Below are 19,757 nucleotides of genomic sequence, written 5' to 3' on the forward strand. Positions count from 1 at the left end.
TTGGGGGGGAGGTGCCGCATGCTCTTGCAGTTTGCGCAAGAGTTTGCGTTGAGGTGACGAAGGTAACAGACCGACCTCGACCTGTGAACACCACGTGAACACCGGATCACCCGGAAATGCAGCCCTGATCTGGACGAAAGGGCCTGCAAGATTTTCCAGACGAAAAAGCCGGTGGCGGTCCGGAGCACTCCGGACCGCCACCGGCGGCAGACCCGTGCGGGCGGGTCGGCGGGCGTCTACCAGAAGACCGCGACACCGATGTTGACGATGGCCAGGACACCGGCGATGATCGCCAGGTTCTTCGCGGGCTTGCGCAGGTTGAGCACACCGACGACCACGACGCTCAGGGCGATCACGAGCTTCACGCCGATCTTGACGTGGTTGAGTTCGCCGATGTCGGCCATCTCGGCCACACCGACCAGCAGGAGGCCCGTGACGAACTGGAGCAGGGCGCTGTGCAGCAGCACCTTGGTCGCCTTGACGTTGTCGGTCATCAGCTGCATGAGGAAACCGGCGATGATCCCGGCCAGGCCGATCATGTGCAGGAACACGAGCGCGGAGTAAAGGAAGTCCATACGCTTAGACTACTACGCGTTGTAGTTGAAGCCCGCGTCTTGCTGACGCCCTGACGTAACAAATCGGACACCCGTCGGGTCAGGTGCCGCGTGAGGCGCCCCACTGTCGCCACATCAGCCACACCAGCACCATCAGCACCCCCACGCCCACCGCGCGGACCAGGCCGTCCCGGTCCACCATCTCCCCCATCTTCGAGAGCACCGTTCGGTCCCCGACCAGCAGGGTGTCGCTCGCGCAGGCCACGGGATCGCCGTCCCGGTCCAACAGCAGGCAGGCGGTGCTCACCACCCGCTCCCCCGGCTCGGCGTCCTCCGGCACCCGGACCCGGACGGTGTAGGCGGCCTCCCCGTCCTCCGGCAGGTCCACCCTCCAGTTGGCGACGCCCTCCTCGACGATCCCGCCTTGGCCGACCTCCCGGACATCGAGGGGTTCGGGCACGTGCTGTGCGAGCAGCCCCTCCTCGACCTCCCCGGCTCCGCCGTTGACCACGGTGGCCCGGTAGACGACCTCCTCGCCGGGGAGCGGCGACCGGTCCACCCCGGACAGGGACAGCCCCACCGCGTCCCCGCCGTCGTCCGCCGAGGCGGGGGCCGCGCACAGCCCGGCGAGGGCCAGCCCGGCGACCACCCCTGCGGCCCTTCGCCCGAACGCGCCCCGTCGGTCGGTCCCGCAAGCGACCCGAGTCATCCCACGACCTCCTGAGATCCGCCATCAGTGCTGGCCGGAGCACCCCCGGGAGGAGACGCCCAGCCCCCACACACTTGCCCGCCCCGAGGCACCGGAGTCAAGGAACCTCCGGGGCGTTTGGCGAATCGGCGGGACTCACGAGGGTTCTTAGGACGGATCTCACCCCTCTTAGGAGGCCGTCCGACGCTTTGGCGGCCGATCCACTGATTCCTCCCGATGCGCCGACTCCGTTCTCAGCCGGATCGTGGAGGTCATCGGGCGGGACACGGGTCCCGCCGCACAGCGGAAGGGCAGCACCGTGTTCCACCCCGACTTCGTCCTCAGGGACGACCGCGCCCGCTCCGAGGCCGCCGCCCGTCGCAGCGAGCAGCTCACGGCGGTGCGCCGGGCCAGGGCCGAGGCCCGCGCCCGAGCCCGGGAACGGGCCGCGAAGCGCCGCCGACGCGCCTCCTGACCCCGCGCGCACCAGGCACGCCGCCCCGAGCACCGCACAGACACCACGGAAAGGACACCACCGTGCCCCTCAGAGACCTACGGGCGGCCACCGCCCAGGCGATCATCCAGGAGCGCCTCCGCCGGGCCGAGCTCCACCGCCGAGCCCGTCTCCTGAGTGCCGAGGAGCGGACCCGAACCGGGAAGACCCCGGAGCCGCCGCGACCCCGGCGCGCATAATGGGGGGTATGCCCCTGTTCTCCGCAGTGAGTCCCCTCTTCGTCGGCCGCCGGGACCACCTCCGGCTCCTGGCCGACCAGGCCGACCGCGTACGCACCGGCCCCCCGGAGACACTGCTGGTGGGCGGGGACGCGGGGGTCGGCAAGAGCCGCCTGGTCTCCGAGTTCGCCGCCACCCGGCCCGCCGGGACGGTGTTCGTCGGGGCCTGCCTGCAACTCGGCGTCGACGGCCTGTCCTACGCCCCCTTCACCGCCGTGCTCCGCCAGATCCTGCGCGAGCGCGGACGCGCCCCGTTCGACGCGGCCGCGCCGGGCGGGGTCGGCGAGTTCGCCCGGCTCCTCCCCGAGCTGGGCGAGCCCGCCTCGGACCGCCGGGAGAACCGGGGCATCCTCTTCGAGCAGGTACTGCGCCTGTGCGAGCAGGTGGCCGGGGAGGACGGGGTCACCGTCGTCCTGGAGGACCTGCACTGGGCGGACGGCGCCACCCGGGACCTGTTGGCCTTCCTCGCCCGCAACCTCTCCCGCCCCGGGACCCAGGTCGTCGCCACCTACCGCAGTGACGACCTGCACCGCGCGCACCCGCTGCGGCGGCTCCTCCCCCAGCTCGAACGCCTGCCGGGCGTGCGCCGGATCGTGCTGGAGCCGTTCACCCGGGAGGAGGTGGGCGTCCAGGCCGCGGCGATCCGAGGCGAGGAACTGGAGCACGACGCCCTGGACACGCTCTTCCGGCGCAGCGAGGGCGTCCCGTTGTTCGTGGAGGCCCTGGCCGCCGCCGAGACCTGCCCCTCCGACGACGACCCCGACCTGCCCGACCACTTCCGCGACCTGCTCCTGGAGCCGGTGCGCCGCTTCGACGAGACCACGCTCTCCGTCCTGCGGGCGGCGGCGGTGGGGGCCGTGGCCGACGGCATCGAGCACGAGGTGCTCCACCACGCGGCCGGGCTGCCCGAGCGTGACCTGGAGGCCGCCCTGCACGCCCTGGTGGACGCCAACGTGCTGCGGCCCGGACGCACCGGTTACCGCTTCCGGCACGCACTGCTGCGCGACGCGGTGCACGACGAGATCCTGCCCGGGCCGCACTCCCGGCTGCACCTGCGCTTCGCCCAGCTCATCGACGCGTACCCGGACGCCGTCCCCGAGGACCGCCGTGCCGCCGAGCAGGCCCACCACTACCACGCCGCGCAGGACCTGCCCCGGGCCATGGAGGCCGCCTGGCGGGCCGCCGTCCAGGCCAGCAGGACGCTCGCCTTCGACGAACGCCTCGGCATGCTGGACCGCGTCCTGGCGCTGTGGGACCGGGTGCCCGACCCCAGCGACCGGGTGGAGGGGAACAGCTGGGCGGAGGTGGTGAGCAGGGCCGCGGGCGCGGCGATCTCGGCCAACCGCAACCGGCGTGCGCTGGAACTCGTCGACGAGGCCCTGGCGACGCTGGACGAGGACGCCGACGACGACGGGACCCTCACGGCGCGGGCGGTCCTGCTGCGCCAGCGGGGCCAGGCCCGCTCCTCCCACGCGTGCACCGGCGGCGTCGAGGACCTGGTCCGGGCCCTGGAACTGCACCCGCCGCACATGCCCGGATACAGCCAGCTCCTGGCTCTCCTGGCCCGGGAGAGCGCCATGCTGCGCGAGGACCGGAACCCGACCCCCGAGGGGAGGGTCCTCCAAGAGCTGAACGACACCGGCCGCGGTTTCGGGACGTTGGCCGAGCTGGCGATCGACGCGGCCGACACGGGCAGTGTGTCCGACCGCTGCGCGGCCGCCGACGCCCGGATCACGTTGGGCGGGGTCCGTATGCGGGACGGTGACGTCGAACACGGGCGCCCGCTGGTGGAACGGGGGATGGCGGAGGCCATCGAGCTCCGCGAGCCCTACATGGAGGCGCGCGGAGCCGGGAACCTCGCCCACTTCCTGCGTGAGCTCGGCCACCACGAGGAGGGCCTGCGCGTGCTGGAGGAGTCCCTGGCCCGGCACGAGGCGTGGGGCTGGGCGCCCTACCACCGGTCCTTCCACCACCAGAACCGCGCCGAGATCCTCTTCGAGACGGGAGACCTGCGCCAGAGCCGCGAGGTCCACCGCCGCCACCTGGCCAGGAGGCACGGGGACGACAAGCACCAGCACTACGTCCAGGCGGTCGAGGCGCGTGCCGCGGCGGCGATGGGGGACGCGGTCGCGGCGCGTGCCGAGGCCGGGCCCAGCGGAGACCGTTCCATGCTGGACGCGCACCGGATGGACGTCGTGCAGCTGCGCACCACGGGCCTGCTGGACGCCGCCCTGGCCGAGGGTGACCTCGCCGAGGCGCTGTCCCTCTCCAGGGACGTCCTGGAGCAGGCGGCCCTGGAGCGTTCCCCGGGGTACACGTGGCCGCTGCTGGAACGGATGGCGGAGGCCGCCCGACTGGGCGCGGAGCGGGCGCGCGGAGAGGCGGGGTTCGGGGAGACGGCCCGGCTCGTGGTCGGGTTGGTCGGCACCGTCGCGAGGAGGCTCCCGTGCAACGGCCTGGTCCGGCCGGCGCACGCGGCGACCGTACGGGCCCAGATCAGCGAGGTCGAGGGCGCCGCGCCCCCGTCCCTGGCCACGTCGTGGGCCAACGCGGCGGCGGCCTGGGAGTCCACTCCCCTGCGGTTGCACCTGGCCCGGGCCCGGCTGCGCGAGGCCGAGGCCCGGGTGGCCGCCGGTGAGCGGGAGCGTGCCGTGGAGCTGACCCGCCTGGTCTTCGCGACCGCCGACGCGTGTGGTGCGTCACCCTTGGCCCGCGCCGCCGAGGACCTGGCGCGCCGCCTCGGCGCCGGTCTCTCCGGCGGGTCCGTCCCGCCTCCGGCACCCGCCGGGCTGACTCCGCGCGAGACGGAGGTGCTGCGCCTGCTGGCCACGGGCGCGACCAACGCGGCGATCGCGGAGGCGCTGTTCATCAGCCCCAAGACCGCGAGCGTGCACGTGTCCCACATCCTGGGGAAGCTCGGTGTGCCCAACCGGGCCACGGCGGGGGCCCGCGCCCGGGAACTCGGTCTGGCCCAAGCCGTCCCGAACCTCCTGATTCAGCGGTCATAATGCCTGTGCGGGGAGGTCCGGGCAGGCTGGTTGGCGTGTGCGGAAATACCCCGGAAATATCCGCACGGCAGACTGGCTCCGGGAGATCGTTCCCGGCACGGCTCACGTGCGCGGACCGGGCCGGAACCGACCGGCATCGAGGAGGGTCATCGTGAATCGACAGCAGGAATTCGTGCTCCGCACGTTGGAGGAGCGCGACATCCGGTTCGTGAGGCTGTGGTTCACCGACGTGCTCGGGTACCTCAAGTCCGTGGCGGTGGCGCCCGCCGAACTGGAGGCCGCCTTCTCCGAGGGCATCGGGTTCGACGGTTCGGCCATCGAGGGCTTCGCCCGGGTGTACGAGGCCGACATGCTCGCCCAGCCCGACCCCTCCACGTTCCAGGTGCTGCCCTGGCGCAACGAGCCGCACGGCACCGCGCGCATGTACTGCGACATCCTCATGCCCGACGGCTCGCCGTCCCCGGCGGACCCCAGGCACGTTCTCAAGCGCCAGCTCGGGAAGGCCTCCGACCTCGGGTTCACGTTCTACACGCACCCCGAGATCGAGTTCTACCTCCTGAAGAAGTTCCCGGAGCACGGTGAGTTCCCCGAGCCCAACGACTCGGGTGGCTACTTCGACCACACGCCGCACAACAGCGCGCACGACTTCCGGCGCAACGCCATCAACATGCTGGAGGCCATGGGCATCTCGGTGGAGTTCAGCCACCACGAGGGCGGCCCGGGCCAGCAGGAGATCGACCTGCGCTACGCGGACGCGCTCACCACCGCCGACAACATCATGACCTTCCGTTTGGTGATGAAGGAGGTGGCCATGGAGCAGGGCGTGTACGCCACCTTCATGCCCAAGCCCTTCACCCAGTACCCGGGGTCGGGCATGCACACCCACCTGTCGCTGTTCGAGGGTGACCGCAACGCCTTCTACGAGCCCGGAGCGGAGTACCAGCTCTCCAAGGTCGGGCGCGGGTTCATTGCGGGGCTGCTGCGCCACGCCGACGAGATCGCGGCCGTCACCAACCAGTGGGTGAACTCCTACAAGCGCATCTGGGACGACCCGGCCGCCTCGGCGGGGATGGGCGGCGAGGCCCCGGCCTACATCTGCTGGGGGCACAACAACCGCTCGGCACTGGTCCGCGTGCCGATGTACAAGCCCGGCAAGTCGAACTCCAGCCGGATCGAGATCCGCTCGCTGGACAGCTCCGCCAACCCGTACCTGGCCTACGCGGTGATCCTGGCCGCAGGTCTGAAGGGGATCGAGGAGGGCTACGAGCTGCCGCCGGGCGCCGAGGACGACGTCTGGGCCCTCACGGACTCCGAGCGCCGCGCGCTGGGCATCAAGCCGCTCCCCCAGAGCCTGGACGAGGCGCTGCGCCTGATGGAGAACAGCGAGCTGGTGGCGGAGACGCTGGGCGAGCACGTCTTCGACTTCTTCCTGCGCAACAAGAAGGCGGAGTGGAACTCCTACCGCCGCCAGGTGACCCCGTACGAGCTCCAGAGGTACCTGCCGACGCTCTGACCAGTACAGGACTCCGCATCGGGGGGGTATTCCCGGAATCGGTGACAAGCACGTCACATACCCCGGGGGGTAGAATCCCTACCAAAGTCGTGGACTACCCCTTCTCCCCTGGAGTCAGACACACATGAGCGAGTCCGTCGACGCGGCGACCGTCAGAGCCCGGCTCGACAGCGGGTCCTCCCCGCTCCTGGTGGACGTGCGCACCCCGGCCGAGTTCGAGAGCGCGCACGTCCCCGGAGCGGTCAACCTCCCGCTGGACGAGCTCGACCACCACGCCGGGAGGGTCGCCCGGGACGCCACCGAGCAGATCGTCCTGGTGTGCCAGAGCGGGTCCCGAGCCGAGCAGGCCCGGCGTCGGCTGGCCTCCTCCGGGCTGGAGGACGCCGTGGTGCTGACCGGCGGCATGAACGCCTGGGCCCAGGCCGAGGGCCCGACCGTGCACGGTCCGGAGCGGTGGGCCCTGGACCGCCAGGTGCGGCTCGTGGCGGGTTCGACGGTGCTGGTCGCGGCGGCGGCGAGTCTGTGGTGGACCCCCGCCGTGCTCCTGGCCGCGTTCGTGGGCGCCGGGCTGGCCTTCGCGGCGGTCACGAACACCTGCGGGATGGCGTACCTGCTCTCGAAGCTCCCCCACAACCGGCCGACCGAGCGGGTGGACGTCGAGGCCTCCCTGGCCCGGATCAGTCGGGCGGGCTCCCGGGCCTGACCGGCCCGCCCTCCCGGAGCGCGACCCGCCCCAGGATCCCGGAGGCGAGCCCGGCGGCCGCGAGCGCCGTGAGGGCCACGGGCAGACTCGTGGCGGCGGCCAGCGCGCCGACCGCCAACGGCCCTCCGGCGTCCCCTACCTCCCGACCGAGTTCGGCGTTGCCCATCGTGCGTCCCAGCCGCTCCTCGGGCGTGGTCTCGGCCAGGTGTGCGAAGGCCAGCGGGGTGACGGTGCCGACCATGAGGCCGATCGCCACGGACGCGGCGACCAGCGTGACCACGTTCGGGGCCAGGGCCAGCGCCAGCAGGGCGGCCGCCGCCAGCCCCAGGCCGACGGCCCCGCCGTCGCGCGTGGAGATCCCGTGCCGGTCGCGTCGGCGGCCGACGATCGGCTGGACGATGGTGGAGACCAGGGCCAGCAGGGTGACGGCCGCCGCACCTGCGAGCGGGTGCAGGTCGAGCCGCACGGCCAGCAGCGGCAGGAACCCGACCGCGACGCCGAGGATCGCGGTCGTGGAGGCCAGCAGCAGCGTGGGGACCAGGAACCCGCGCTCGGTGGTCTGCCGGACGAGGTCGGCGACGGTGTAGCGCGGCCGGGGCACCACCGGCAGGGCCGGGAGCGCGAGCAGCACCCACGCCGCCGCGCCCGCCGCGAGCACGGCGAGCGTCAGGTACAGGGCCCCGATCCCCCACACGTGGGCCAGTGCCACACCGCTGAGCGGACCGAGCACGTAGCCGAGGCTCTTCCACGCCCCGTAGCGGCCGAACGACCGCCCCAGCCGTTCCCTCCCTGCCAGTCGCGCGACCGCCGCCGACGACGCCGGGGAGAACGCGGAGGCCGCCGCGCCCTGCCCGACCCGCGCGAGCCCCAGCACGAGCGGAGTGGGCGCCAGCAGGGCCAGGAGGGACGCCACGGAGAACGCGACCAGCCCGCCGAAGATCACCGGACGGACGCCGATCCGGTCGCTGAGCGCTCCGAAGACCGGCTTGAGGACCACCTCCGCCACGTCGTACAGGGCCAGCATGAGTCCGAGGCCCAGCAGGGAGAGCCCGAGGGAGTCGCTCTGGGTTCCCAGGACACCCGCGACGCCGTGGGCGCCGAAGGCCGTGGTGAACCCGGCGAGGTACAGGGGTGCGACCGACCACACCGGAGGAGATTGTGTCACGCACCAGACTGTAACACCTGCTACTCGCCCGAAGTCTCCCCTGCTCCGCCCGACTGTTACGGTCGGGTTCGTGACAGACGAAGCGGTGCGATGGATCCTCGCGGTGGTACAGGTCCCGGCCAAGCCCTCACGGCACCGGGTCGCGGTCTGGCGGGAACTGCGGCGCGCGGGGGCGGTGCCCGTCTCCCAGGGCACCTGGGCCCTGCCCGCGGCGGAGGCCTTCCGCCCGTTCGTGGAGCGCGCGACGGAGCTGGCGGTGGAGGGCGGCGGCCGGGTGGCCGTCTACGACGTCGAACCCCGGGACGCCGACGCGCGCGCGTTCGTCGAGGACGCGTTCCGGGCCGCCCGGATCGACGAGTGGGGCGAGTTCACCAGCGACTGCGGCCGGTTCGAGGCCGAGATCGCGAAGGAGATCGCCAAGGAGAAGTTCACCTTCGCGGAACTGGAGGAGGAGGAACAGAGCCTGGAGCGGTTGCGCCGTTGGTTCCGCGACCTCAGGAGGCGCGACGTCCTCGCCCTGCCCGAGGCCCGGGCCGCCGCAGAGCGCCTGACCGCGTGCGCGGACGCCCTGGAGGCCTACTCCGAACTGGTCTACGCGGCGATGCACGGCCAGGGCGCGGTGGAGCCTCCGGCGCACTGACCGGCGCGGGGCGGCCCGCCCGGTACGGCGGGGTCGAACCCGGACGGGACGCCTCCGGCCGGGTCAGACCAGCCCGAGCTCCCGGGCCCGCGCCACCGCGGCCGTCCGGTTGGCCACCCCCAGCTTGCCCATCGCGTTGCTCAGGTGCACGCTCACCGTCTTGCCCGAGATGAACAGCGCCTCCCCCACCTCCCGGTTACTCGACCCACGGGCCACCTCCACCAGCACCTCCACCTCACGCGGCGTCAGCCCGGCGGGCGGTGCCGCCGCGGAGTCCGGGCCGAGGGCCGCGCGCATCTCCGCCACGAGCTGGCGCACCACGTACAGGTCGAACCCGGCCAGCACGGCCTCGCAACGTCGCAACAGGTCCCGGGCGCGTCCGGTGTCGGCCGTCCCGAGCGCGTTCCAGAAGGCCCCGAACAGACACTCGACCAGGCTGAGGCCACCGGCGCGTTCGGCCAGGGGCAGGGCCCGGTCCCAGTACTCCGCCGCGCGCTCCGGGTCCTCCTCCAGGAAGGCCAGCGCGGTCTCCCCGCTCAGTCTCCCCAGCGGGGAGACCGGCCAGTCGCCCCCCTCCAGCACGCTCACCAGAGGCTCCGCCAGTGTGTCGGCGAGCTCCCGGTCACCGGGTTCGGCACGGCGCCGCAGTCGCCACACCACCATCGCCGTGGCGGACCCGGTACTGGCGCTGAACCGGACGTGGGAGACCATGCGGACCTCCTGCTCGGCCTCCAGGATCACCCGGGCGGCCTCGGTCCACCGCTCCCCCGGCTCGAAGAGCAGCCCCAGGAGACGCGCGTAGTAGTGCGACATGTACTCAACGCGGGTGGAGGTCTCCCGTGGCAGCAGCCGCGTGAACTCCTCCAGGGCACCTCGGCTGGTCTCCCAGTCCCCCTCCAGCGCGGCCATCTGGGCGACGAGCACCTGGCGTCTGGCCCCCGACAGGTCCTCACCCGCGGGGGCCGCGTCCAGCCTCGCCCGCGCCTCCTCCAGACGCCCCGCCGCGACGAGGGCGCTGGCCAGCCCGTTGGCCAGGCCCGCCCCCTGGCTGCGGGCCACTCCCAGCTCGGCGCTGCGGTCCAGGGCCTCCTGGGCGCAGGCCAACCGCTCCCGTGTCTCGAACCGGCTGCCGAGGTTGCTGCCGAGGTTGTTGAGCCCGCGCATCTCCACCTGGACGTCACCCAGTTCGCGCGCGATGCGGATCCCCTGGCGCAGCATCTCCAGGGGCTCCTCCTCCCCCGTGTGGTCCAGGAGGGCCCCCAGGGTGACCAGCGCGTCCGCCTCGCTGGCCCGGTCCCCGCAGGCACGCGCCTCCTCGATCGCGGCGCGCGCGGCCCGCTCCGCCTCGGCGTCACTGCCCCGCATCATCAGCACCGAGGCCGTGTTGGCGCTGACCACGGCCGGTTCCGGGTGGTTCCGAGCGGCGGCGCGCAGGTCGTCCAGGGCCTCGAGCCGTCCCAGTTCCTTGTAGGAGAGGCCCCGGGCGACCAGGAGGCGCGCGGCGAGCTCGCTCCCCGGATCCAGCTCGGCCAGTGCCTCGCTGGCGTGCTCGACCGCCCGGCGCGGGTCACCCGCCGTCTGCGCGGCGAGGCAGACCCCCAGCAGGAGTTCCCCGTAGGTGGTCCCCAGGCGCTCGGCGGCGTCGGGGACCAGTTCCCACAGCTCCACCACACGTTCGAGCAGGGCCAGGTGCTCGGGGTGGGCGCTGGCGTCCCGGGCGTGTCCGGCCGACTCCCACGCGGCGCCCAACGCCCTGGGGTGGTCGTGGGCCGAGTACGCGTGGTGGGCGAGTTGGGCGACCGACTCACTGCGTGACAGACCGGGGACACCGCCTTCGAGCGCCGCCGCGTAGCGACGGTGGGCACGCACCCGCTGGCCCGGCAGCAGGTCGCCCTTGACCGCCTCGGCCAACAGCGCGTGCCGGAACACGTACCCCGTGTCCGTGGCCCCGAGCACCCGGGCGTCGACCGCCTCGCGCAGCGCCTCGTCCAGGTCGTCCTCGCCCACGCCGGAGGCCTCGGCCACCTCTGTGAGGAGCCCGTGGTCGACCCGGTCCCCGGCCACCGAGGCCAGCCCGAGGACCCTGCGGGTGGTGGCGGCGAGGGGTTCGACACGGCGCATGAGGAGTTCGCGCGGGCCCTCCGGGACGCCGCCCTCGGGGGCCGCGAGGAAGGACTCCACGAACAGGGGGTTGCCGCCGCTGCGTTCCAGCAGGAGCGCAAGGGTGTCGGGGTCGGGCACCGATCCGCTCAGCGCGGCGACCTGCTCGGCGACGGCCTCCCGGGTGAGCGGTGCGAGGTCGAGCCGGGTGACCCGGGGCAGCCGTTCGAGTTCGGGCAGGGCGCGGCTCAGGGGATGGGTGCGGTGCAGGTCGTCGGAGCGGACCGAGACGACCAGGTGCACCGGTGCGGCACCGAGGTTGCGCAGGAGGAAGACGAGCAGGTCGCGGGTGGAGGCGTCGGCCCAGTGCAGGTCCTCGACCACGAGGCTGAGCCCCGCCGGGGCCGCGCGCTCCTCCAGGTAGGTCAGCACCGCCTCGAACAGTCGGGCGCGGTCGTGGTCGTCGGTGCCGGACCGCGCGGAGGGAGCCTCGCCCTGTCCGGGCAGGAGTCGGGTGAGTTCGCTCCCGGCGGCCGGCACTGGGCCGCCCTCCCTGACCAGTTGGCGCAGGAGCGCGGTGAACGGGGCGAAGGCGAGGCCCCCGGCGCCCAGTTCCAGGCAGGCGCCCAGGGCCCGGTTCCGCAGGGGCGTGTGCTCCAGGTACTCCTCCAGGAGCCGTGACTTGCCGATTCCGGCGTCGCCGCGGAGCAGGACCGTCCTGGCCCCCTCGGTACGGGCCCGGGCGGCGTCGGAGAGGAGGTGGTCGACCTGCCGCTGTCGGCCGACGAAGGTTGAGGGGGACATACGCCCCAGTATGCCCGGGGCTCCCTGGTCCGAGGCCGGGTCAGACCAGCCCGAGCTCGCGGGCCCGCGCCACCGCGGCCGTCCGGTTGCGCACCCCGAGTTTGCCCATCGCGTTGCTCAGGTGCACGCTCACCGTCTTGCCCGAGATGAACAGCGCCTCCCCCACCTCCCGGTTGCTCGACCCACGGGCCACCTCCACCAGCACCTCCACCTCACGCGGCGTCAGCCCGGCGGGCGGCGATCCGGCCGCCGGGGTGGGCCCGGCGGGGAGCGCGGCCCGTTCCGGAGCGGGGCTGGTGGCGGCGTGTCCGTCCGGGTCGGGCAGGGCGTGGCGGGCCCGCAGCGCGCGGGTCTGCCTCTCGAACAGGGCCATGCCGTGCCGGACCGCCAGGCGGTGGACCGCGTCGACGTGCGCGGCCGCGCGGTCGCGGCGCCCCGCCCGCAGGGCCGCCTCCGCCGCCGCCAGCTCGTACTCGGCTCCGAGGACCACGTGGCCGGTGGGCGCGACCGCCGCCATCGCCGCCTCGAACAGCGCCAGGGACTCCTCCGGGTCCGGGGCCAGCCAGGCATCGGCGGCCAGCCGGGCGTGGGAGTCGGAGTGTTCCGTAACGGGGGGCATGTCGTCCAGGAGCTCGCGGGCCTCCCGGGCCAGCTGGCGCGCCTCCTCTCCCGGTTCCTCCGCCAGGCGGGCGGCGACCGAGGTGTGCCGGACCAGGGTGGAACGGTAGAGACCCTGGGCGAGCGGAGTCCTGGAGCGTTCCCCCGCCGTCCGGTGGAGCAGGTCCCGGGTCATCCGTCCGGCGTCCAGCAGGCGTCCCTCGTACACGGCCAGCTGCTGGAGGACCCCGTGCACCGGAAGGTGCTCCACCGGGGAGCTCACGCGTGCGGGCAGCGCGCGATGGAACTCGTCGATGGTGGCGCGCAGCGCATCCGGACGCCAGCGGTACAGGTCCAGTTGCATGCGCAGGGTGAGGGCCCGCGCCCACGTCACCCCGCCCTCCGTGACCCTGGACAGCAGTTCCTCGCTCTCGGCGAACCTTCCCTGGTGGAACCGGGTCACCGCCAACCCGCAGGCGAACGCCCCGCCCTGGGTCCGGGTCAGGCCGAGCTCACCGCAGCGCCGCATCCCCTCCAGGGACACCCGGGCGCTCTCCTCCAGCCGGTCGAGGTTCTTGAGGTGGCCGCTGAGGTTGACCAGCCCCCGGATCTCGACCGGGACGTCACCGGCCTCGCGGGCCAGACCGATGCCCTCACCGAACAGGGCCAACCCCTCGTCGGTGTCGAGCGGGTCGCTGAGGCCGCCGAGGGTGATAAGCGCGTCCGCCTCGCTCCTCCGGTCACCGAGCGCACGCGCGCTGTCGAGGACCCGGCGGGCCATCCTGGCCGCCTGGTCGTGGTGGCCGCGCATCATGAGAGTGGCGGCCATGGTCGCGCCCACCGCCGTGGCGTCCGGGTGGTCGTGGGCGAGCAGCACGAGGCCGTCGGCCAGATCCTCCAGGGCACCGTCGCGACCCATCTCCTTGAGCGCCCGGCCCCGGGCGTGACGCAGCCGGGAGGCGCGTTCGAAGCTCTCCCTACGGGCTCCGTGCGGGTCACGGAATCCCGTGACCCCGAGTTCGTCCAGTCCCTCGGTGGCGTAGCTGACCGCGCGTCGCGGCGAACCCGCGACCAGAGACACCTCGGCGGCCCGGACCAGCACCTGGTCCCGGGGCAGCCCGACGCGTTCGACCGCGTCGGGCACCTGGTCCCACAGTTCCAGGACGCGTTCGATCAGTCCCAGGTGCTCGGGGTAGGCGTCCACGGCGGCGGCGTGGTCGGCGGCCCGCCAGGCCGCCGAGAGGGCGAGCGGCTGGTCGTGGGCGCAGTGCGCGTGGTGGGCGAGCTGGAGGGCCCGCTCGCGCTCGGGCATCCGCTCCACACCCGCCTGGAGCGCCTCGGCGTAGCGGCGGTGCGCGCGCACGCGTTCACCCGGCATGAGGTCGGTGTGCACCGCCTCCGCCAGCAGTGCGTGCCGGAACGCGTAGCCGTCCGCCGTCGAACGCAGGATGCGGGCGTCGACGGCCGGGCGCAGGGCCGCGTCGAGCTCCACGTCGGAGCTCCCGGCGCGGCGGTTCACGCTGGCGAGGAGTGTGTGCCGGACCCGGGTCCCCGCGGTCGCGACGAGGCCGAGGATGCGGCGGGTGGGTTCGGGCAGGGGTTCGACAGCGGAGAGCAGCAGGTCCCGGAGCCCTTCCGGTAGGGGCGCCCCGGCGGGGTCGTGCCCGGTGGCCAGGAATGACTCCACGAAGAGCGGGTTGCCGCCGCTGCGCTCGAACAGCAGGTCGAGGTCGGCCGGATCGAGTTCGCGACCGCTCAGGGCGGTGGCCTGGGCTCCGACCTCGTCCTTGGAGAGCAGTTCCAGGTCCAGGCGGCGGACCCCGGGGAGGCGTTCGAGTTCGGGGAGCAGACCGCGCAGCGGGTGGGTCCGGTGCAGGTCGTCGGTGCGCACGCTGATGAGCAGGTGGACGGGGGCGGACCCGAGGTTGCGCAGCAGGAACACGAGCAGGTCGCGGGTGGAGGCGTCGGCCCAGTGCAGGTCCTCGATCACCAGGGTGAGTCCGGCCGGTGCGGCGCGCTCCTCCAGGAAGGTGAGGACCGCCTCGAACAGACGGGCACGGCTCTCGACCACCGCCCCGGAGACACCCTTGAGATCGGGGAGGAGACGGCCGAGGTCGCCGGTGGGGTCGGCGGCGGGGCCTCCGGAGCGCACGAGTTCACGCAGGAGGGCGGTGAAGGGGGCGAAGGGGACACCCTCGGCGCCCAGTTCCAGACAGCCGCCCACGGCGGAGGGGGTGCCGGGGACCCGGCGCAGGTGCTCGGTGAGCAGGCGGGACTTGCCTACACCGGCGCCGCCGAGGACCAGGACGGTGCGGGCGCCCTCGGGAACGGTGCGGCGCGCGTCCGCCGCGAGCAGGGACAGGTGGTGGTGGCGACCGACGAAGGCGGGGGAGGGTTCGTGGACCAGCATGGTGCCCAGTATGGCCGCCGGGCCCCCGCGCGGTCGTGGCCCGGCGCCCGCTAGGACCTGTTCGCGGCCCGGTCGTTCGACTCGTGGCTCGGGGGTTCACGGGGCATCCACACCAGCACCACGACCAGACCGATGAGACCGATGCACAGCGAGACCAGCGCCGCCATGTGCAGTCCCGCCAGGAACGCCTGCTTGGCCGGGGCGACGAGCGCGTCGCCCGCCGGACCCAGTCTCTGGACCAGCGCCATGGTCGCCTCGATGGACTCGGCCGCCGTCTGAGCGTCCTTCGGGGTCACGTCGTGGGTCCGTTCCGCCACCGCGTTCAGGTCGCCCTCCATCCCCGCTCGGTACCGGTAGGAGATCACCGCGCCGAGGACGGCCACGCCCATGGCGGTGGCGATCTGGCGGGCCGTGTTCTGCACGGCGGAGGCGGCCCCGGCCTTGCCCGGCGGGACCGACGACATGATCGCGTTGGTGGCCGGGGTGAGCACCACCGCCATGGCCGAGGTCTGGAGGAAGAAGAACACGATGATCAGTGCGAGCGGGGTGTCCACCCGGATCTGCGTGTAGAAGACGAAGCTGCAGCAGACCACCCCCACACCGATCGCGGCGAGGACGCGCGGACCCACCCAACGCACCAGGGTTGGGCTCAACGGAGCGAAGATCAGCTGGCCCAGCGCGGACGGCAGCATCAGCAGGCCCGCGACGAACGGGGGGAAGCCGCGGACGCTCTGCCAGTAGAAGCTCAGGAAGAAGAGGATCCCCGCCATGCTGAAGAACAGGACCATGACCGTGGCGACGGAGACGCTGAACCGGGGGTCCCGGAAGAAGCGCACGTCGAGCGAGGGGTTGGGGGCGCGGGACTCGTGGACCAGGAACATCCCCAGCACCGCCAGGCCCAGGACCAGAGCGCCGTACACGTCCCAGTCCGCCAGTGAGGACCGCTCCCCAGCAGTGATGATGCCGTAGACGATCAGGACCAGGCCCGGGATGGACAACAGCACGCCGAGGACGTCCGGGCGCCCCGCGTTCTCGTCCCTCGACTCGGGGACCAGGAAGAACATCAGCGCCAGCCCGAGGAGCACGAAGGGCACGTTGACCAGGAAGATCGATCCCCACCAGAAGTTCTCCAGGAGGAGCCCTCCCGCCGACGGCCCGATCGCCATCGCCAGACCCACCGCGCCCGCCCACAGGCCGATCGCCCGGGCCCGTTCCTCCGGCGGGAACACGTTGGTGATCACCGACAGGGTCTGCGGCATCACCATGGAGGCGCCGAATCCCATCGCCGCGCGCGCCGCGACGAGCTGCTCCGGGCTCTGTGAGTAGGCGGTGAGTGTCGAGGCGGCGCCGAACACGATCAGTCCGGCCGCCAGCAGCCGCCGTCTCCCCCACCGGTCACCGAGCACCCCGAAGGTGAACAGCAGTCCGGCGAAGACCAGGGTGTAGGCGTTGATCGCCCACGCCAGCTCGGCCTGGCTGGCGCCCACCCCCCGCTGCGGGTCGGAGAGGGTCTTCAGCGCGACGTTGAGGATCGTGTTGTCGGCCACGATCACCAGCAGGCAGATGATCAGCACCGCCAACCCGCCCCACCTGCGCCGGTGTGCTGTCTGCTGGTCCACGGACGTCCCTTCAGCCACTCAACCCCGGTGCCGCTGTCATGCTAACCAGCCGCCTCTCACAGCGCCGGGACCACGGCTCCGGCTTGCCGGGCGCGCCCGGAAAAAGGCACCGTCCCGGGGAGGACGGCCCGCCCCCTCCCGTGCGATGATGCTGGCGTGCGCCCCCGCGCACCCGTCCTCCCCGCACCGGCTCCGCCGGGTGGACAGAGGCTGGTGGCGGGGAACGGGGAACAACCCGCCCCGGCACGCCGTTCCTCCCGAGGAACCCCTCCCTTCGGGGAACCGCGCGTGCAAGCGCGCACGACAACAGTTTTCGTCCACAGGTCCGGGGACACCCCAGCGGGTGCTTCGAGACAACGGAGGAAGAACCCATCATGAGCACCACAGCCAAGACCCCCTCCGCCGGGAACGCCCTGTACGGCGGGGTCACCAACCGGCGCGTCACCATCCGCGACCTGGCCCTGGCCAAGCAGCGCGGCGAGCGGTGGCCCATGCTGACCGCCTACGACGCCCTCACCTCCCGGATCTTCGACGAGGCGGGTATCCCCGTCCTCCTCGTCGGCGACTCCGCCGCCAACGTGGTCTACGGCTACGACTCCACCGTCCCGGTGACGGTGGACGAGCTGATCCCGCTCACCGCCGCCGTCACCCGCTCCACCAAGCGGGCCCTGGTCGTGGCCGACCTGCCCTTCGGCTCCTACCAGGCCTCCCCCCAGCAGGCTCTGGAGGCCGCCTCCCGGTTCATGAAGGAGGGCAACGCCCAGGCGGTGAAGTTGGAGGGCGGCCAGGCGGTCGCCCCCCAGGTAGAGCTGCTGACCTCGGCGGGCATCCCGGTGATGGGCCACATCGGTCTGACCCCGCAGTCGGTCAACACCCTGGGCGGATACCGTGTGCAGGGCCGGGGCGAGGCCGCCGCAGGTCTGCTCAAGGACGCCAAGGAACTGGAGCGCGCGGGCGCGTTCTCCGTCGTGCTGGAGGCGGTCCCGGCCGACCTCGCGGCCGAGGTGACCGAGCAGCTCGCCGTCCCGACCATCGGCATCGGCGCCGGCCCCTCCACCGACGCCCAGGTGCTGGTGTGGCAGGACATGGCCGGGCTGAGCCCCCGGGTGGCGAAGTTCGTCAAGACCTACGCCAACCTCGCGGAGACGCTGCGCGAGGCCGCCACGGACTACGCGTCCGAGGTCGTCGGCGGGAGCTTCCCCGCCGAGGAGCACACCTACGCGAGCTGATCCGGCGGCTGGGCGGTCTCCGGTTCCTCCGGGGGCCGCTCCAGCTCCGTGGCCGTGCGGCCGAAGGCGGGCAGGCACACCGCCGCCAGGTACAGTGCGGCCCCGGCGACCAGGACCGGGGACACCCCGAACAGTCCGATCGCCACCCCGATCCCGGGTGCCGCGACCGGGGCTCCGATCCGGGTCAGCGCACCCACCATGGACATCCCCCGGCCGACCATGCGCGGAGGCAGCCGTTCGAAGATCACCGCGGACAGGATGGGGTTGATCAGTCCGCCGCCGACCCCGGAGACGGCCCACACCGCCAGGACCACCCACAGGGGCACGTCGAGGGCGAGCACCAGGAAGCGCGGCGGCCCGGAGAGCACCATGGCGGCGAGGAACGTGGCGCGGCGCGGCAACCGGTGACCGATCCACACCGCCACCAGGGAGCCCAGCACCGAGGTGGCGCCGAGCGCCCCCGCGACCAGCCCCACCGCCTGCGGACCCCACCCCCGCTCGGCCGCCCAGACGGGCAGAGCCAGGCTCATGACCGCCACGTCCACGATGTTGGTCACCATGATCATCGTGACCAGCGCCCGCAACGGCAGGTCGCCCCAGACCGCCCGCCATCCCGCGTGCAGGCGCACGAGGTAGCCGTCGCCCTCCTCCGGGTCCGCCCCGGATCGCCCCGCCACCTCGACGTCGCGACGCAGGAGGAGCGCCGTCACCAGGGCGGCGAGCACCATGAGGGCGGCGTTCACGTACAGCGCGGTGAGCGCGCCCAGGGCGGCGACCACCGCACCGGCGGCGATCGGTCCCACGGTCATGGAGAGCCGGTCGACCGTCCCGGTCAGCCCGGTGACGCGTTCCAGCCGGACGCCCCCGGCCACGGCCACGAAAGGTGACAGCGAGACCTTGGCCGCCTCCGAGGGGCCGGTGGCCAGCCCGATCACGGTGACCAGGACCAGCAGCACCGGGAACGGCAGCAGCCCGGCGGAGAAGAGGGGCGGCACCGTCGCGAGGGCGGTGGCGGCCAGCAGGTCCACCCGGATGCTCACCGCGCGCTGTCCGACACGGTCCAGGAGAGGGCCGACGAACAGCCGGGCCAGGGTGTAGGAGCCGAGTTCGAAGAGGGTCACCAGGCCCATGTGGGTGGGGCTGCCGGTGGTCTCCAGGACGAACCAGGGGATGGCGATCATGGCCAGCCTGGTGCCCGTGTAGGCGAGGGCCTGGGCGGCGACCAGGCCGACGACCGGTCTCATCGGGTCTCCTGCGGGGTGGTGGGGGAACGGGGACCGAAGGTGGGGAACCCAGGTGCGGCCGGGCAGGGGGTCCCGGGTTCACCGGGGCCCTTCGGCCGCCGGGTCCGGGTCGGCTCCGGGGAAGGCGGCCAACTGGACGTGGACCGTGCGCTCCCCCGTCTCCCCGGTCCCGCCCTCGGCGGTGTGCCGGTTGAGCACCTCGACCAGCTCCGCGCGCAGGCGTTCCATCTGTTCGAGGGTCAGGCGCAGGGTGCGGTCCGACATGAGCTGGGCCTCACGCCACCCCTCGGGCTGGGCCGACCACTCGTTGACCGCCGCGCCCAGGCGTTCGGTCCACCCGGCGGCGACGGTGTGGCGCAGCGCCGTGGTGAGTTCGGGGGCCTCGGTGTCCAGACTCTCGGGGAGGCGGAAGCCGCTGTGGGCCGCACGCCACCAGCGTTCGCGGCTGGTGCCCAACGCGGGGTCCTCCCTGATGAAACCGTGGGTCTCCAGCTGGCGCAGGTGGTAACTGGCCGAAGCGGAGGAGACCCCCAGTCTCTCAGCGACGATCTTGCCGGTGGCGGGAGTCTTCTGGAGCAGCTGGTAGACGCGCATGCGCAGCGGGTGCGCCAGTCCGCGCAGGGAGTGGGCGTCCAGGACGGCGGCGTTCGCGAAGGGGTCCGGAACGGTGTCGTGGTGGGCCTCGGGTGTGTCGTCGTGCTCTTCCGTGCCGTGGTTCATACCGGCACCCTAGACGACCAAGGGTTCTTGG

General features: G+C 73.0%; 14 protein-coding genes. 6 read left to right on the plus strand and 8 right to left on the minus strand.

Going from position 1 to position 19,757, the window contains the following annotated elements:
• Positions 1–236 precede the first annotated feature (236 nt).
• Both ACRWK8_RS06995 and ACRWK8_RS07000 read right to left on the minus strand, forming a co-directional pair.
• On the minus strand, positions 237–575 hold the full coding sequence (locus ACRWK8_RS06995) for a hypothetical protein (protein ID WP_378742649.1): 339 nt from the start codon (positions 573–575) through the stop codon (positions 237–239).
• Positions 576–654: 79 nt separating this feature from the next.
• The gene (locus tag ACRWK8_RS07000) at positions 655–1,263 is read right to left on the minus strand and encodes a COG1361 family protein (RefSeq protein WP_431869049.1); all 609 of its coding nucleotides are present in this window, start codon (positions 1,261–1,263) and stop codon (positions 655–657) included.
• 298 nt (positions 1,264–1,561) lie between these two features.
• On the opposite strand from ACRWK8_RS07000, the gene ACRWK8_RS07005 reads away from it, so the two are divergent.
• The 4 genes from ACRWK8_RS07005 to ACRWK8_RS07020 all read left to right on the plus strand — a co-directional run bounded on the left by ACRWK8_RS07005 (position 1,562) and on the right by ACRWK8_RS07020 (position 7,198).
• Positions 1,562–1,717 carry a hypothetical protein gene (locus ACRWK8_RS07005; protein ID WP_378742653.1) on the plus strand — a complete coding sequence of 52 codons (156 nt, stop codon included), beginning with the start codon at positions 1,562–1,564 and terminating at the stop codon, positions 1,715–1,717.
• Between the two features lie 217 nt (positions 1,718–1,934).
• A complete protein-coding gene (locus ACRWK8_RS07010; protein WP_431869051.1) occupies positions 1,935–4,982 on the plus strand; it encodes a helix-turn-helix transcriptional regulator in 3,048 nt (1,015 codons plus the stop codon).
• Between the two features lie 151 nt (positions 4,983–5,133).
• Positions 5,134–6,495 carry a glutamine synthetase family protein gene (locus ACRWK8_RS07015; protein ID WP_184365415.1) on the plus strand — a complete coding sequence of 454 codons (1,362 nt, stop codon included), beginning with the start codon at positions 5,134–5,136 and terminating at the stop codon, positions 6,493–6,495.
• 124 nt (positions 6,496–6,619) lie between these two features.
• Complete coding sequence (locus ACRWK8_RS07020; protein ID WP_431869054.1) at positions 6,620–7,198, plus strand: rhodanese-like domain-containing protein; 579 nt, start codon at positions 6,620–6,622, stop codon at positions 7,196–7,198.
• On the opposite strand, the gene ACRWK8_RS07025 is transcribed toward ACRWK8_RS07020, so the two are convergent.
• A complete protein-coding gene (locus tag ACRWK8_RS07025) occupies positions 7,173–8,363 on the minus strand; it encodes an MFS transporter (protein WP_431869056.1) in 1,191 nt (396 codons plus the stop codon). The genes ACRWK8_RS07020 and ACRWK8_RS07025 overlap by 26 nt on opposite strands.
• A 70-nt stretch (positions 8,364–8,433) precedes the next feature.
• Here ACRWK8_RS07025 and ACRWK8_RS07030 point away from each other — a divergent pair, with 70 nt between their 5' ends.
• Positions 8,434–9,003, plus strand: coding sequence for a Chromate resistance protein ChrB (locus ACRWK8_RS07030; protein WP_431869058.1), 570 nt, complete (start codon positions 8,434–8,436; stop codon positions 9,001–9,003).
• Between the two features lie 63 nt (positions 9,004–9,066).
• On the opposite strand, the gene ACRWK8_RS07035 is transcribed toward ACRWK8_RS07030, so the two are convergent.
• The 3 genes from ACRWK8_RS07035 to ACRWK8_RS07045 are packed head-to-tail and all read right to left on the minus strand — an operon-like array spanning position 9,067 to position 16,533.
• Complete coding sequence (locus ACRWK8_RS07035; RefSeq protein ID WP_431869060.1) at positions 9,067–11,907, minus strand: helix-turn-helix transcriptional regulator; 2,841 nt, start codon at positions 11,905–11,907, stop codon at positions 9,067–9,069.
• 40 nt (positions 11,908–11,947) lie between these two features.
• Positions 11,948–14,914, minus strand: a complete 2,967-nt coding sequence (locus tag ACRWK8_RS07040) for a helix-turn-helix transcriptional regulator (RefSeq protein WP_431869062.1) — start codon at positions 14,912–14,914, stop codon at positions 11,948–11,950.
• A 50-nt stretch (positions 14,915–14,964) separates the two neighbouring features.
• Complete coding sequence (locus ACRWK8_RS07045) at positions 14,965–16,533, minus strand: MFS transporter (protein ID WP_378742667.1); 1,569 nt, start codon at positions 16,531–16,533, stop codon at positions 14,965–14,967.
• A gap of 374 nt (positions 16,534–16,907) precedes the next feature.
• Between ACRWK8_RS07045 and panB the strand changes: the two genes are divergently transcribed.
• On the plus strand, positions 16,908–17,762 hold the full coding sequence (gene panB / locus ACRWK8_RS07050) for a 3-methyl-2-oxobutanoate hydroxymethyltransferase (RefSeq protein ID WP_378742669.1): 855 nt from the start codon (positions 16,908–16,910) through the stop codon (positions 17,760–17,762).
• On the opposite strand, the gene ACRWK8_RS07055 is transcribed toward panB, so the two are convergent.
• Positions 17,750–19,006: an MFS transporter gene (locus ACRWK8_RS07055; RefSeq protein ID WP_431869065.1), complete on the minus strand. Its 1,257-nt coding sequence runs from the start codon at positions 19,004–19,006 to the stop codon at positions 17,750–17,752. The genes panB and ACRWK8_RS07055 overlap by 13 nt on opposite strands.
• Positions 19,007–19,084: 78 nt before the next feature.
• Positions 19,085–19,726: a helix-turn-helix domain-containing protein gene (locus ACRWK8_RS07060; protein ID WP_431869067.1), complete on the minus strand. Its 642-nt coding sequence runs from the start codon at positions 19,724–19,726 to the stop codon at positions 19,085–19,087.
• Positions 19,727–19,757: the final 31 nt, after the last annotated feature.

Origin of the sequence: Nocardiopsis eucommiae, from assembly GCF_965344335.1 — a bacterium.
Classification (GTDB): Bacteria; Actinomycetota; Actinomycetes; order Streptosporangiales; family Streptosporangiaceae; genus Nocardiopsis; species Nocardiopsis eucommiae.

What these genes read in the sequence shown, in the direction of transcription:
- ACRWK8_RS06995 (WP_378742649.1), bottom strand. Translation starts at nt 575, where the DNA reads ATGGACTTCCTTTACTCCGCGCTCGTGTTCCTGCACATGATCGGCCTG.
- ACRWK8_RS07000 (WP_431869049.1), bottom strand. Translation starts at nt 1,263, where the DNA reads ATGACTCGGGTCGCTTGCGGGACCGACCGACGGGGCGCGTTCGGGCGA.
- ACRWK8_RS07010 (WP_431869051.1), top strand. Translation starts at nt 1,935, where the DNA reads ATGGGGGGTATGCCCCTGTTCTCCGCAGTGAGTCCCCTCTTCGTCGGC.
- ACRWK8_RS07020 (WP_431869054.1), top strand. Translation starts at nt 6,620, where the DNA reads ATGAGCGAGTCCGTCGACGCGGCGACCGTCAGAGCCCGGCTCGACAGC.
- ACRWK8_RS07035 (WP_431869060.1), bottom strand. Translation starts at nt 11,907, where the DNA reads ATGTCCCCCTCAACCTTCGTCGGCCGACAGCGGCAGGTCGACCACCTC.
- ACRWK8_RS07040 (WP_431869062.1), bottom strand. Translation starts at nt 14,914, where the DNA reads ATGCTGGTCCACGAACCCTCCCCCGCCTTCGTCGGTCGCCACCACCAC.
- panB (WP_378742669.1), top strand. Translation starts at nt 16,908, where the DNA reads ATGAGCACCACAGCCAAGACCCCCTCCGCCGGGAACGCCCTGTACGGC.
- ACRWK8_RS07055 (WP_431869065.1), bottom strand. Translation starts at nt 19,006, where the DNA reads ATGAGACCGGTCGTCGGCCTGGTCGCCGCCCAGGCCCTCGCCTACACG.
- ACRWK8_RS07060 (WP_431869067.1), bottom strand. Translation starts at nt 19,726, where the DNA reads ATGAACCACGGCACGGAAGAGCACGACGACACACCCGAGGCCCACCAC.